This window comes from Streptococcus infantis (genome assembly GCF_015546995.1).
GTDB classification, from domain to species: Bacteria; Bacillota; Bacilli; order Lactobacillales; family Streptococcaceae; genus Streptococcus; species Streptococcus infantis_J.
Window position 1 is genome coordinate 12,309 of the sequence record NZ_JADMUH010000005.1, and the last position, 15,650, is coordinate 27,958.

The following is a 15,650-nucleotide window of genomic DNA, read 5'->3' on the forward strand; positions in this document are numbered from 1 at the left end:
AGGATAGTAAACATTTGAAGTAAAAAACCACTCACTACAAAGAGCAAGTGGTTCGTGTATTTTTTATTTTTCAAGCAGGCTGAGCGCTCCAGCATCCGCAATAATAGTTACATCTGGATGGTTTTGCAAACTACTTGCTGGAAGACTTTCAGTAACTGGACCTTCAACAGTTCCAGCGATAGCTTCTGCCTTAGATTCACCATAAGCAAAGAGAAGAATAGATTTTGCATCAAGAATATTTTTAATACCCATTGAGATAGCTTGTGTTGGTACATCTTCAATCTTATCAAAGAAGCGAGCATTTGCTTCAATTGTAGACTGATCAAGATCTACAAGGTGGGTTTGACTATCAAATGGAGTTCCTGGCTCATTAAAGCCAATGTGACCGTTTCGACCAATTCCAAGAATTTGCAAATCAACTGGATGGTCAGCAAGAATTTGGTTGTAGCGTTCTACTTCTTCCTCTGCATTATCTTTGACACCACGAGGTAAAAAGCTTTCTTTGAATGGCTTTTTATTGAATAGATTTTCTTGCATAAAGTAACGATAAGATTGTGGGTTATCTCCATCAAGACCTACATATTCGTCCAAGTTAACACTTGTAAGATTTGAAAAATCAAGGTCACTCTTAACGATTTCTCCATAAAACTCAAGTGGACTGCTACCTGTCGCAAGTCCTAATGTTTGAGCACCGTTTGCTAACTTATCTTTTAAAATTTCAAAAGCTACTTTTCCACCTTCTTCAGGATTTTTTACTTGAATAACTTTCATAATTGTTCCTCCATATTTCTTTATTTCATTATATGGTATAGACCAATTTTTGTCAAGTGTAAACGGTTTAATATTTTAAATTTTATAGGATAAAGTTAAGTAAAAAAAGAAGACTAAACTAGTCTTCTCTTTTTAAATTGTCAGAATGAATTAGTCTTCTTTTTTCTTTCTTGACAAAGCATAACCGGCAGTAGCTAAACCAATAAGTGCTGAATAAGTCATGAATGATTGTTCAACTGAACCAGTATTTGGCAATGATTTCTTAGATGATTCTGGTTTTGGCTCTGGTTTTGGTTCTGGCTTAGGCTCTGGTTTTGGTTCTGGCTTAGGCTCTGGTTTTGGTTCTGGCTTAGGCTCTGGTTTTGGCTCTGGTTTTGGTTCTGGCTTAGGCTCTGGTTTTGGTTCTGGCTTAGGCTCTGGCTTAGGCTCTGGTTTTGGCTCTGGTTTTGGCTCTGGTTTTGGCTCTGGCTTAGGCTCTGGTTTTGGTTCTGGCTTAGGCTCTGGTTTTGGTTCTGGCTTAGGCTCTGGTTTTGGTTCTGGCTTAGGCTCTGGTTTTGGTTCTGGCTTAGGCTCTGGTTTTGGTTCTGGCTTAGGCTCTGGTTTTGGTTCTGGCTTAGGTTGTGGTTTTTCATTTTCCTTGATAAGCACAACATTTTTATTCCATTCAACAACTGGTTTTTCTGTTTCTTTCTTAACAGGATCCTTCACCAACTCAGGTGCTTCTGGTTTAACCGGTTCACTTGGTAAGACAGGTACAGTTTTATATTCTGGTTCTGTCGGTGGAACTGGTTTTTCTTTAACAGTTGGAACTTCAGTCAATTCTGGTTTTTCAGGTTTAACTGGAGGTGTTGGTTCTGTTGGTTTAACTGGCTCTTCACCTGGATCTTGAGGGAAGCCAACGTTTGAGTTGATAGAGAACCAATAGAGAGTTGCTTCGCCTGTTGCGTTAGCACCTTTTGCTGTAAAGTCAAGATGACCATCTTTCAAAATAACAGCAGCACCACCATAGTAAAGGTAAGGGCTCTTAGGATCATCCCAACCCTTAGTTTGACTTGAAGAGTCTGCATTAAATGTAGCACCTTGAGCCATGTATTGGTTTTGTTCTTTAGCAGATACTTCTTTTGTAGATGAATCTTGGTCTACACTTGAATTTGGAAGTTTAATAAACTCTTTGTCACCAATGTTTACAGACTCAACGTGAGGAGTATCTTGGTGTTTCATTTTTGGTGTGTATCTCAAAACACCTGATGTAGCGTCTACAGTGTAAGAACCGATAACGTCTGATTTATCACCAAATGTGTAATCTTCAGTACCAACTGAGTGACCATTTCCGCCACCAGATGCGTTCACTGTTGTAGCATCAACTGTTGTTTCTTCAGTTACTTTGAAGGCATCATCAACCCATGTTGCTTTTTGAGCAACAATTTTCAAAGGATTATCAGCATTGATATCAACTTCTGCACTACCGAAGTCAGCTTTACCGCTTTTCACAACAACGTCTGCACCATCAAGTTTTGGTTCACTTCCATCTGAATATGGATCCCAAGTTCCACGAACTGTATTGCCTTCGCTATCTTTAGCTTCAACAACTAGAGGACGAGGTTTGTCATTTTCAACATAAGATGCACCATTCCAGTGGTTAAGTGAGTTAAGGGCAAGGATTGCATTGTGTTGTGACAAATCAATCAATTGGTCATTTTCATCATAAAACTCAATGTCAACACCAACTGTAACTGGGTTTTCAGTATCAGTTGAGCTACCAATTGTCATTGTAACCGCTGGATCGTTATAAATTTGAACGATTCCTTTTCCATCTGATGATGGAAGGCTCTTCACTTCGTATTTATAAACAACTTTTGCAATACGTTTTTCTTCGCTACCTTTTACAATTTTAGCTTGAGTAAGTCCTGTGTATGTAACATCAAATTTGTCTCCGACTTTTACAACTCCCCACTCGATTTCATTGTTAGCATATGGGTTTGTAGTTGTCACATCAGAATCTTGAAGATTCTTTGTTTCATACATCTTAGTAGCTTTACCATCACCGTACATACGAGCTTGACCTTCTTTTGTCAAGTAAGTTGTTAATCCAGTTGTTTGGTGTGTGATTTTAGTTGTTTCACCATCAGCAAGTTCTTCAGAGAGGAATGTCAAATCTTGTTTGTATTTTTCAGGATTTCCACCACGCTCTGCAACCATCTTATTGAAGGCATCTTTAGCATCATCGTATTGTGCTTTTTTCTTGTTGTAAATTTCGAGCTCAATCAAGTAAGCAGCTTGCGCTTCATCATAAACAGCTTTTTTAGTTTTGTATTCGGCTAATTTAGCTTCATAATCTGCTTGAGCTAATTTATTACTTTCAGTAGCTTCTTGATTTGCTTTTACAGATGCATTATATGCTGCAAGAGCTGTGTTATATTCTTCAAGTGCTTTTTCATAAGCAACACGTGCTTCTTCATTGCTTTTTTCTACTGCTGTTTTTTCTGCTGTTTTTTCAGTCAATTCTTTTTTATAAGCAGTAAGTTTTTCGTTGTAAGATGCAAGCTCTTTATCATAGTTTGCTTGTGCAGCAGCATTTTTAGCATCAACTTCAGCTTTTTCTTTTTTGTAAGCTTCTTGATTTGCTGCAGCTTCAGCTTTGTAATCAGCTACAGTTTTATTAATATCTGTAACTTGTTTTTCGTAATCTTTTGCAGCAGCTTCCTCAGAATCTTGCTTTTTAGTTTCAGTTTCTTTAACTTCAAGACCTTCATTCGTTGCAGCAGTTTTAGCTTCTTCCAACTTCTCTGGAACCGCAACTTCTTTTGTTTCTTCTCCAGCTACTGTTGTAGTTGAAGTAACAGGTGTAGTCGCTGACGAAGTCTCATCGGCAGATACAGTCGCAATACCTGCAGCAGCAATCACTGTTGCGACCGCAACAGAACCAAAAGCAACTGAGGTTTTTCTCAAGGCATACTTAATCGTTTTATTATTTTTTAACGATGACATGACAAACTCCTTTTTAAATTTTTTATTTATCCTTCTCAGGCAAAAAGAATTTTTGTTCTTCGAAGTCCCAGACATCATATCATAAACAATTTTAAAAGTCAAGCATTTTTATTTATTTTTTTAAATCTTTTTTCACTTTATTTTCAAAAGTTTTTCATTTCAGTTTCAAAAAGACTACGTTTTTGTTGACATTTTCTTATGATGTGTCGTATAATTTCAATTAACAAAATATTATGATTGGAGGATATAATGAAATCTTCAAATAACTTTTCTCAAGAAAAAGGTCATGGCTATTTCCGTAAGCGAAATAAAGTACTTGTATCTATGATTACGGTCTTTGGTTCTTTAATGTTAAGTTCTGTTGCTATGGCAGATGAAGTTGCTTCTACTACAACTTCAACAACAAACGTAACAACATCAAGTCAACCAGCCACTAGTACTGAGACCACTAGTGAGCAACCTACTACAACAACTAGTGAGGAAACCCCAAAGACTTCTTCAAGTGAAGAGACATCATCTTTGCCTCAAACTGCAAGTGCAACTGAACCAACAACTCGTAGTACTTCAGTGGCAACAAGCACTTATAACACACCAAAAATCCAAAACGATGTAACATTTAACAAAGCCACATATAAAAGTGGCGAGGATGTTAGCATCTCAATCAATAATCCTGACGTAACTTCGTCTGATTTGACAGTGTCTCATTTAGACAAAGTTATTTATGAGTTGAAAAATGCTCCAGGAAATTCACTTGTCATTCCAAACTCTGTTTTCTCTCCAAATTCTGGTTATCTCATTGACATTATTGGAAAGAATGCTGATGGAAAACAAGAATTTCACAAAGTAGCTGGGCTATCAGTCGAAGATGATTGGACTGTATATCCACGTTATGGTGTTGTAGCAGGTTCAAAAGACAATCACAATTCGATCACTAAAGAGCAAGTGGAAGGATATAAAAATAGTATTGACCAATTGGCCAATATGCACATCAATAACTACTTCTTCTACGACGTTTATAATACACCTGCTAACCCATTCCCAGCAAATGTTGAACGATTCACTCAAGATTGGGCTACATTCTTAATCCCGAAAGATGAAACAGATCCCGAAAAACGTAAAACATACTTACCAGTTATTGACACAGAAGCTGTAAAAGAGTTGGTTTCACATGTTCATTCTACTGGTGCTAAAGCTATGCTTTATAACATGATTTACGCTGTGTCTCTTGATGAAAAAATCCCAGACCAAGTAAAAAGTGCGATCGTACGCAACTTGCAAGATCACTTCAACTTTGGAAAGACTGGTGATATTACAGCAACAGACATCCAACAATTTCTAGATCCAGGAGATCCAAACTGGCAAAACTTTATCATCAATGTGATGTTAAAAGCCATGAAAGAAGGCGGCTTCGATGGTTGGCAAGGAGACACTATGGGGACTAACTTGGTTGAAAAAGTTAACGAACCTGGAAAAGCTTTCTCTTTAAGTGAAAACTATCCAAAACTAGCCGCAGCTGCAACAGAGGCCCTCAAAAAAGAAGGCTATGACTTCATGATCAACGATATCTCTACTGGAGATGCTGATCGATTAGGAAAAACCAATGTCTCTGCACCTTACGCGGAAGTTTGGGGAGATAGCATCGCCTATGATTCTACCTACCAAGCCTTAACACGCTTGACTGAGCGTATGCGAGATTTATACAACGGAAAATCTCCAATTATCGCTGCTTATACACACCGTGAACAAAATGCAGCAAAACTCAGCAAAGACAATGAATTACTAACAGATGCAATTATTGCAGCAAGTGGAGGTTATCATATGACCACTGCTGCTCTCAATACATCTCAAGATGAAAAAGGTTTTGGTGTTATTCAGGCTGAATGGTACCTCAATCAAAACTTACCAGTCAATGCTGATTTTGCTAATGCAGAATTCAACTACCAAGAATTTATCGTTGCCTACCAAGAACTACTTCGTGGACGCGAAACTTTAGCACATGATACTCGCCGTATTGGAGACAATACAAATGTTCTTGTAAATGGTAACTTTATCGGTTCTAATCTTGATAATTCAGACGGTGTTCAACCAGGTACCGTTTATACCATCACAAAAGAAACTAAAACTGGTGACCGAATTGCTCATTTAATTAATCTTGTTGGAATTACTGAAAACAAATGGAATAGTGCTGTTAATTCCACTACGAAACTGACTAACATCCAAGCTTTTGTACCACTTGGTAAAATTTCAAAAGATCAGGCCGAACATGCGAATATCTACTGGGCTACCCCAGATGCAGTAGATGGAAAGTATAATATTAAACTTCGCGAAACTACTGCTAATGTATATTATGATAGCGGGGCTGGTCAATGGATGGCTGCAATTGATGTTCCTAGCCTGGATGTATGGGATATGCTCTATGTCAAACTTAATGAAGTTGCCCGTGTTATTTATCAAGATGAAAATGGCAAGGAACTTGAACGTTCAAGCGACTTTGTTGGCCATACCGGTGAAAAGATTGACTACTCAACAAAAGATACGATTGCTAAATACCTAAAACAAGGTTATAAACTAGTTGAGAACGAATTCGATAAAAATGGACCAGCAAAATTTGACCGGGATGCTTCAAACATTAATGGTGATGGCGTACAGGAATTCATTGTTCGCTTTACACCAAAAATTGTAGATTTTTCTGAAACACAACCAATTCAAGTTGGCCAAGTTGTTCCAGGAGATACCGATGGTAGCCTCTATCCAACTCCTAAAGCTCCAAATGGAAAATCTATTAGTGATCTCAATCACTTATCAGAAAAAGTAACTCGTACTATCACCTATGTTACTGAAGATAAGAATGGTAACAATCGTCAAGAAACTGACATTGTTTCAAAAACAGATAGTTTAAGCTTTAGCCGAAAAGGAACTATCAATTTGGTAACTGGAGAAACAACACTTGAAGATTGGGTATCTAAAGACGGTACTACTTTCGCAGATTATGAAAATCCAGTCAAAAATGGATATGTTGTCGTATCTAAAGAATCAAATGCAACAATCTCTCCTGATCTTAATAAATCTGGAGGTCATACTGGAATCCTAGCTGAATCTGATGACATTTCTGATATTGTTGTCTACCGACCAGTCGGTGTTTATACAATTAGTTATGCATCAGGAAAAGAACCATCAAATGCTATTAAAGAGATTCCATATTTAAATGATTCTTCTAATCCAACTGCTATTTCAGCGCCAACTGCAACTTTACCATATATTGAAGGGTTAGAACCAAAAGATGCAACTGGAAAAATCTTAACCTTTGTAGATCCACTTGATGAAACAAAGGGATACCTTCTTCCAACTGCAACTTCTGCTACTAATGATACATCAATTACTTATACAATTTCTCAAGGATCAGTGACGGTACAATTCCTCATTATAGGTAGTGATACCGAATTACAAGACTCTCAAACAGTTTCTGAAAACGCAGACTTTGGTACGAACTATACTACAGATGCACCAAAAGTAATTACAAAAGACGGTCTAGTCTATAATTTAGTTAGTCATCGTGAGGGTTCTGCTGATGTTTCAGGAACAGTATCTAAGGGAAATAAAACAGTAATTTATGACTACAAACTTGCTTCAGGAAATGTAATAGCACGATTTGTCCTTCAAAACACCACAACTGAATTGCAACCAGCTATTGTTATTGCTTCAAATGCAGATAACGGTTCTGCCTACATTGCTGTTGCACCGGACGAAATTTCTTATAATGGTCAAAGATACGAACGTATTAGCAGTGCACAACAATCAGGCCAAGTCGGAGTAGGAACTACAGATCTGATTTTTGAATACAAAGTCAAAGAATTACCAACTCCTCAACCTCAACCTCAGCCTAAACCTAATCCTAAACCTAATCCTAAACCTCAACCTCAACCTCAGCCTAAACCTCAACCTCAACCTCAGCCTAAACCTCAACCTCAACCTCAGCCTAAACCTCAACCTCAACCTCAGCCTAAACCTCAACCTCAACCTCAGCCTAAACCTCAACCTCAACCTCAGCCTAAACCTCAACCTCAACCTCAGCCTAAACCTCAGCCTCAGCCTCAACCTCAACCTCAGCCTCAGCCTCAAACTCAGCCTAATCCTAAACCTAATCCTAAACCTAATCCTCAACCTCAACCTAATCCTAATCCTAAACCTAATCCTAAACCTAATCCTAATCCTAATCCTAATCCTAATCCTAATCCTCAGCCTCAAGTTCAACCTCAAACTCAAGTTCAACCTCAAACTCAAGTTCAAGGTTCTGAACGCCAAAAAGAGTCAATACAATCAGAAAAAACTTTGATTAAACCTGGTAGTCAGCTACCTACAACAGGAGAGCAAAATTCCCAATTAGCATATCTTGGATTTGCTTTTCTCACTGGATTTGCAGGTCTTGTCGGTTATAAAAAGAAACAAGATTAAACTACTATAATTTTAAAAGCCCAAGGAATAAGTCCTCGGGTTTTTTTATAAGAAAATAACAAAGAGGCCTTGCTCTTACGAGCAAAGCCTCTTCATTTTAAAGCTAAAATTGTTATTTCAACATCAAAATATTGATGTCATCTCAATCTTAGTCTTCACGTCTTTTTGGTTTTGCAACCAAACCTAGACCTACGAGACCAAGCGCAGCACCAAGTGCAACAACTCCAGATTTAGATTGTTCACCAGTATTTGGCAACTCAGGACCTTTAGGTTTTTCTGATGTTGGCGGTGTTACCGGTGTTGGCGGTGTTGGCGGTGTTGGCGGCGTTGGTGGTGTTGGCGGTGTTGGTGGTGTTGGCGGTGTTGGCGGTGTTGGTGGTGTTGGCGGTGTTGGCGGTGTTGGCGGTGTTGGCGGTGTTGGCGGTGTTGGCGGTGTTGGCGGCGTTGGTGGTGTTGATGGTGTTGGCGGTGTTGGCGGTGTTGGTGGTGTTGGCGGTGTTGGTGGTGTTGGCGGTGTTGGCGGTGTTGGCGGTGTTGGCGGTGTTGGCGGCGTTGGCGGTGTTGGCGGTGTTGGCGGTGTTGGCGGCGTTGGCGGTGTTGGCGGTGTTGGCGGTGTTACCTTGTTGTTAAACTCAGTATCTTCAGGCATTTGTGAAGTAAGAGTTAATACTTTACCGTCCTTCGTCACAGCAACTCCAACTGTAGCAACCATCTTATCGTACTCAACTCCAGCCTCTTTACCTTTCACTTCTTCTACATGATAAATATAAGTACCTTCTTGACCACGTTTGAATTCAAGAGCTGAGAACTTGATCTTACCTTCAGCATCATTGCTTACGGTTTCAATCACGTTACCATCTTTGTCTTTCAATACGAAGCTGAATTCACCAGCTTTCAACGCACGACCTTCTAATTTCTTCGTGAAGTTGAATTCAACTTTCACTGGAATATTAACAACACGTTTTTCAGTTGGTTTTTCTGGTTTTTCAACTGATTTCTTAGTTGGATCATATTGGTGAACAATTTGAGAAGCTGTATTTTCAATATCTACACCTTCTTTAGCAGTTCCCTTGATACGTGCTGGAATATCAAACTTGTAGTAACGTCCAAATGCTAATTTAGCAGTGTCTATTACTTGAGTATTTTCTGCATCTCCAAGAGACTTAGTCAATTCAGCCTTAGATGTAGCAGTAATGACACCATCCACAATTGAGATATCAAACTTAGCGGTTACATCTTCACCAGTTACTGAATCGTAAGCTTTAATATCAGCTACATTAACATCCAAGTTTTCACTGTCATATTTATCTGTAATTCCAACAGATTGAATATTGTGAGCTTCTGTAAATTTAGTTGTATCCAACCATACTTGGTAAACTACCTTATCACCTTTATGGAGTGTTTGAGTATTGATATTTTGCGCTTCATTATTATCAACTTTGTCCGCATATGGATCTTTGTTGGTATCAGCTACTTTATCAGTCAACTCTTTATCATCATCCAGAAGTTTAGTTCCAGTAATGTCAAATTTCTCTTCGTTAAGAATATATTTTTCTGGGTTAAACTCAGGAGTTTCTGGTGGAGTCACAGTGTTATTGAACTCTTTATCTGGAGCGTCAGTTAGTGTCTTCACAAGTGCTTTAGCTGTACCATCGTATTTAACTTCTACTGTGATTTCAGCCTTCATAGAGTCGTAAGTGACTGTCGCATCAGATCCTTTAACTTCTTCTACAGTGTACTTATGAGTTCCAACTTGGGCTTTAGTGAATTCAAGTTTAGCGAATTTCACCTTACCATCTTTATCGTTCTGAACTGTTTCGATTTCAGTACCTTTAGAGTCTTTCAATACGAAGCTGAACTCACCAGCTTTCAACTCACGGCCTTCGAGTTTCTTAGTGAAGTTGAATTCGACTTCAATTGGAACTGAGTTGACACGTTTTTCAGTTGGTTTTTCTGGTTTCTCAACTTTCTTCGTAGTTGGGTTGTAGTAGTTTACAATTTGCGCTGCTGTATTTTCGATGTCTACTCCACCTTCAACGTCTGCTTTAACAGTGGCTGGGATATCGAATTTATAGTAGCGACCAAACTCGAATTTAGTTGTGTCGATCACTTGTGTATCGTCTGCGTCTCCAAGTGACTTAGTGAAGCCGGCTTTAAGAGTTGCGGTCATAACACCATTTTCAACCTTAATGTCGAACTTGTTAGTCACATCTGCACCAGTTACTGAATCGTAAGCCTTGATAGCTGAAGCGTCTACATCAACCTTAGTTTCGTCGAAGTCATCAGAAATACTTACTGATTGGATGTTATCCTTGTTGTTAGCGTCGAACTTAGTTGTATCAAGCCATACTTGGTAAACCAATTTAGCGCCACGTTTAACAGTCTTAGTATTCAAGTTCTCTGCTTCGTTGTTGTCAGTCTTATCTGCATATGGGTTGGCATTGGTGTCTGTATACTTGTCTGACAATTCTTTGTCATCATCAAGAAGCTTGTCACCTGTGATGTCGTATTTCTCTTTAGTTACAACGTATTTCTCTGGTTGGAACTTAGGTTCTTCTGGAGGAGTCACAGTGTTGTTAAACTCTTTATCGGCAATATCTCCGACCTTAGCAACTAAAGCTTTAGCCTTACCATCATGAGAAACAGTGACTGTTACAACAGCTTTCATATTGTCATATGTAACGGTTGAGTCTGTACCAGCAACTTCTACTACTTTGTAACGGTAAACACCGATATCATTGTTTGTGTACTTAAGGCTAGTGAATTTAACCTTACCATCCTTATCATTGGTTGCTGTTTCAAGAACGTTGAATTCATCATCGTCTAACAATTGGAAAGTAAACTCGTTGGCTTTCAATTGACGACCTGCAAGAGCTTTCTTGAAGTCAAGTTCAATTTGAATTGGTACGTTGTTTACACGTTTTTCAGTTGGTTTTTCAGGTTTTTCAACTTTCTTAGTTGTTGGGTTGTAGTAGTTGACTACTTGAGCCGCAGTATTTTCGATATCTACTCCGCCAGGAACATCAGCTTTCACTGTTGTTGGGATGTCGAACTTGTAGTAACGTCCGAAGGCGAACTTAGTTGTATCGATCACTTGAGTGTTTTCTGCATCGCCAAGTGACTTCGTGAAGCCAGCTTTAAGTGTCGCAGTAATCACACCGTTGTTCACAGTTATATCGAATTTATCAGTTACTTCTGCGCCTGTTACTGAGTCATAAGCTTTGATCTTAGTAGAATCAAGTTCTAACTTAGTTTCATCGTAGTCATCTGAAATTCCTACTGATTGGATGTTGTCCTTGTTAGCTGCGTCAAACTTAGTAGTATCCAACCATACTTGGTAAACCAATTTAGCGCCACGTTCAACTGTCTTAGTATTCAAGTTTTCCACATCATTATTGATGGTATTGTCCGCATATGGGTTCACATTGGTATCTGCGTACTTATCTGCCAACTCTTTGTCATCATCAAGAAGCTTGTCGCCTGTGATATCGTATTTCTCTTTAGACACAACGTATTTCTCTGGTTGGAACTTAGGTTCTTCCGGTGGAGTTACAGTATTATTGAACTCTTTATCTGGAGCGTCAGTAACAGTTGCTACAATTGCCTTAGCAGTACCATCATGGGCTACCTTCACTGTAACTGTTGCAACCATGTCGTCGTAAGTTACTGTTGTATCAGTACCTGCAACTTCTGAAACAGTATAAGTGTAGGTCTTGCCAAGATCATCTTTACCAAACTTAAGTTTCTTAAAGGTAATCTTACCTTCTGCATCATTCTTAACAGTTTCAACTGCAACATTGTCTTTCTTAAGAACAAAGCTAAATTCACCAGCAGCAAGAGTACGGCCTTCCAACTTCTTAGTAAACTTGAGATCAACTGTAATTGGTACAGTATTTACACGTTTTTGAGTTGGTTTTTCAGGTGTTTCTACTGATTTGCTTACTGGATTGTAGACGTGAACGATTTGGTTGGCTTTATTTTCAATATCAGCCCCTGCCTTAACTGTGTCTTTAACAGTGGCTGGGATATCGAATTTATAGTAGCGACCAAATTCAAATTTAGTTGTGTCTATAACTTGAGTATTATCCACATCACCTAAAGACTTGTTCATAGAAGCCTTAGAAGTTGCTGTAATAACGCCATTTTCAACTTTAATATCAAACTTAGCAGTTACATCTTGGCCGGTTACACTGTCATATGCTTTAATATCAGTAGCATTAACTGTTACTTTTTCAGCATCATAAGTATCAGAGATTCCAACAGATTGGATATTGTTCTTATCTGAGAAGTTTTTAGTATCCAACCATACTTGGTAAACTAATTTATCGCCACGTTCAACTGTCTTAGTATTGATATTTTCTGCTTCGTTATTAGTAGTTTTATCAGCATACGGATTAGCATTGGTTTCTGTATACTCATTAGTCAATTCGTTGTCATCATCGACTAATTTTGTACCAGTGATGTCATACTTTTCTTTATTCAGTACAAATTTTTCTGGTTGGAATACAGGTGTTTCTGGAGGAGTAATCTTGTTGTTGAATACTTTATCTTCAGTACCATCTGTTGATGCTCCATTATCGTCCACACCACCAGCTGAGCTGACATTTGTTACTGTTGTTAGGGTATGTCCATTTTTTGCAACTTCCACAGTAAGCGTTGCTTTCATGGTGTCATAAGTCATTCCTAATTCTTTAGTAGCCGGGATAACCTCTTCTACTGTATAAGTATGGGTACCAACTTTTGTATTATCGAATGATAATTCTGAGAACGTAACAGTTCCGTCTTCTTTATTCTTAACAGTTTCAACTTCTTCACCTGCTGCATTCTTAAGGACGAAGCTAAATTCACCTTCCTTAAGTTTACGACCTGCGAGTTTCTTCGTAAAATCAAACTTAGTAACTACTGGTGAAACTACATAGTTGTTAAAGATTTTATCATTAGCATCTGCACTAAATCCACCTTCAGAACTATACTTAACGGTAGCTTCGAGATCACCCAATGCATTTTTTTCAGTTACCGTAACTGTCATTGTAACTGTCATCGCATCGTAGTCAACGTTTGCATCAGAACCTTTTAACTCTGTAATCTTATATTTATAGGTACCAGGATTGCTAAAAGATAATTCACTAAATGTAACCTTGCCATTTTTGTTTGTAACAGTTTCTTCATGTTTATCTGGAGTACTCTTTTCTTCTGTTAACTTGAAGCTGAATTCTCCATCTGTTAATACACGTCCAGCAAGCTCTTTTTCGAATTCTGGTGTAACTTTTGCTGGTTCGCGTTTGACATAGTAATAAATTGGTTGCTTGTATGGTGTCAATGAGTTGAGCAAGTCAACGTTTGTACCAATACCGAAATTTCCTCTTTCCAACTGTACATTTGGAGAAAGGTGTCCAATATTGTCCCCTAAGAATGGTACAAATACCGTTTTCTTAGGCGTATAGCCAGCTGCATTTTGGAAGTCGAATGGAATTTCTTTACCGTTTGGATAGTTTACACCTTTACTATCTGTGAAAGGAATAGTATAAAGTGGAGACTTCTTAACTACCAAATCTTCGGTATTTGCTTTTCCTGGTTTAATCGGTTTGGTTTCTGCAAGCAACATGTAACCGTCAGTACTTAGTGAACCATCTGAACGTTTGCTTTGTTGTTTTGGATCAAGAAGATAAACACGAACAACTACAGATCCGTCTTCCCCTACGATTTCTTTGATACGCTTGATTCCTGCACGCTCAGCGTCAATAAATTTAGTACCAACTTTGTATGGACGAGTTACATAGCCAGTTGTAGTATCTGGATCTGCCGTTTGATACAATTTGTAGCCATCAAATTGACGCTCGCCAGACGCTGTGAAGTTTTGTCCTTCCATAGCTTTAGTTGTGTACTTAGCTAAATCTACTTCATTACCATTTGGCACGTAGTCTTGAACAGTTTTATCTGTTTTATTAGCGTTAAATGTAGCATTATTTTTATCTACTACTCTATAGTAGGTTGTCTTTTCAACAAAGCTAGGAATTTTACTATTTGTATCAGTAATTGTACGACCATTATAAGCTGGTTCTACAACATTTATAATATCTGTAGAAGTTCTTGCAGCATAAACAGCATCGTATAATTTTTGTTCTTCAGTAGTAAGGATATGTCCTGGAGCTACCAAAGCTTGGATAGCAGCACCAACTTCAAATCCGTATTGTAAGAATGGTTGAGCTATTTCAGCCTTACTAGTAGGTGTCCCTTTATCGAAATCTACTTGATACGTTAACTCGCCATTAGATGCAGTTGCAGTCGTAGCAAATTTTTGAACACCACTTGTCGCTGAAATTGTTTTTGTTTCAACCACTGCACCGGTATTTTTATCAATTAATTCAACAGTAGTTTCAGTAGAATCGTCAAACTTCTTGTAAGAACGTGAATAATAGTTAGTATTGTAACGCTTGTTAAACTCAGTTAGGTCTACAATACTATATGTATAGTAGTCACCTTCTTTTCTGGAATAACCAGCTGGTACATCTTGTGATTTAACAGTAGCCCCGTTAGGATTAGTGATAGATGGATCAACAGTCTCACCGTCTTTTAAATAAGTACTAACACTGACTGGTTTAGTGTTGTGATCTCCAGAAACTGCATCTTCCGTAGTCGCACGACGGTTACGAACTTTAGGTTTATTTGACTCATCTGTAGCTGGTTTTGATTCAGTTGCTGCTGGTTTTGATTCTTCAGTATTTTCTGCTTTATTAGCTTCTCCTTCAGCAACTTCTGGTTTAGCAGGCTCTTCAACTTTGGAAGTTACTTCTGTAGCTGGTTTTGATTCAGTTACTGCTGGTGTAGCTTCTTCTGCTTTGTTTCCTTCAGCAAGCTCAGTTGTTGCAATATTTTCTACAACATTCTGTTCCTTTTTAGAGGAACCCTCGCTACTATCCTTTTTCACCAACTCTGTTTTTTCTTCAGAACTTGGTTGTGTAGGAAGTTCAGAAGCTTTTACCGCACCTCCATTTGCTAACATAAAACTAAGAGTTGTTCCCAAAAATACGGATGCAACACCTACCTTATATTTCCTCAAAGAAAAACGTTGTTGTTCCTTTCTTATCATTTTGATAAGTTCTCCTTTTATATTATTTTACTATTAGCAGAAAAATTATACCATATTTGAATCTAGAATACAATATTTTTCTCTAACTTTAGCCCTTATATCATACCATAAGTCTGACCTAACTTCAAATAATTATGTGTTCCTGAAATCGTTTACTTTATTATATTTTAGGCCTTTTTAACACCTTGCGATTTATTATATATACTTATATGTAAATGTACACCACCCTATATTATGTCTATCTTTTAAAATCAATTAATTTTAAATTATACTATTTTTATATATTTACTTAGGGGCAGCTTTTGCATTTAATTATTTGTGAAAAATGATAGCAACGCTTTCATAAAAA

The 15,650-nt window shown here is 38.1% G+C and carries 4 protein-coding genes; 1 reads left to right on the forward strand and 3 read right to left on the reverse strand.

Features of this window, described 5'->3' with window-relative positions; all coding sequences use genetic code 11:
* Nucleotides 1-63: 63 nt before the first annotated feature.
* Both I1J71_RS02785 and I1J71_RS02795 read right to left on the reverse strand, forming a co-directional pair.
* Nucleotides 64-771 carry a glucosamine-6-phosphate deaminase gene (locus I1J71_RS02785; protein ID WP_195183630.1) on the reverse strand — a complete coding sequence of 236 codons (708 nt, stop codon included), beginning with the start codon at nucleotides 769-771 and terminating at the stop codon, nucleotides 64-66.
* 150 nt (nucleotides 772-921) lie between these two features.
* Nucleotides 922-3,759, reverse strand: a complete 2,838-nt coding sequence (locus tag I1J71_RS02795) for a GbpC/Spa domain-containing protein (protein WP_229026618.1) — start codon at nucleotides 3,757-3,759, stop codon at nucleotides 922-924.
* A 249-nt stretch (nucleotides 3,760-4,008) separates the two neighbouring features.
* Here I1J71_RS02795 and I1J71_RS02800 point away from each other — a divergent pair, with 249 nt between their 5' ends.
* Nucleotides 4,009-8,211 (forward strand): glycoside hydrolase family 66 protein, encoded by a 4,203-nt coding sequence (locus tag I1J71_RS02800; RefSeq protein ID WP_195183631.1) that lies wholly within the window; start codon nucleotides 4,009-4,011, stop codon nucleotides 8,209-8,211.
* A 148-nt stretch (nucleotides 8,212-8,359) separates the two neighbouring features.
* On the opposite strand, the gene I1J71_RS02805 is transcribed toward I1J71_RS02800, so the two are convergent.
* The gene (locus tag I1J71_RS02805; protein ID WP_195183632.1) at nucleotides 8,360-15,301 is read right to left on the reverse strand and encodes an SspB-related isopeptide-forming adhesin; all 6,942 of its coding nucleotides are present in this window, start codon (nucleotides 15,299-15,301) and stop codon (nucleotides 8,360-8,362) included.
* Nucleotides 15,302-15,650: the final 349 nt, after the last annotated feature.